Genomic DNA, 425 nt, shown 5'->3' with positions numbered 1-425 from the left:
TCGAGAGCGGCAATACACAGGAAAATATGGTGATCGCGATTGGCAGCTCCCCATTACCGGCTTTGCCCATAAGGCAGCTAATGGGCGTCACCCATTACCTGCCGCAACCGGCACTGTCCAAAGTGCCAGGGCGCGGCCGCGCGTACATGGCTCGCCGAGCGCGAAGCCGACCTGCTGCCGGTCGGCTACTTCCACGTCGTGTTCACGCTGCCCGCCGAGGTCGCCGACATCGCCTTCCAGAACAAGGCGCTGGTCTATGACCTGCTGTTCCGTGCGGCATCGGAGACGATGGTGACGATCGCGGCTGATCCCAAGCACCTCGGCGCGCGCATCGGCATCACCGCCGTCCTCCACACATGGGGATCGGCGATGACGCACCATCCTCATGTCCACATGATCGTGCCGGGCGGTGGCATCGCGCTCGA

The 425-nt window shown here is 63.8% G+C and carries 1 pseudogene; it reads left to right on the top strand.

Features of this window, described 5'->3' with window-relative positions:
• Positions 1–96: 96 nt before the first annotated feature.
• A pseudogene (locus ACWGS9_RS35410) lies at positions 97–425 on the top strand (IS91 family transposase); the annotation flags it as partial.

It is taken from the genome of Mesorhizobium sp. Arg314 (genome assembly GCF_053714275.1).
Note: the sequence above shows the minus strand (reverse complement) of the source record. Positions and strands in the feature narration are given on the sequence as shown.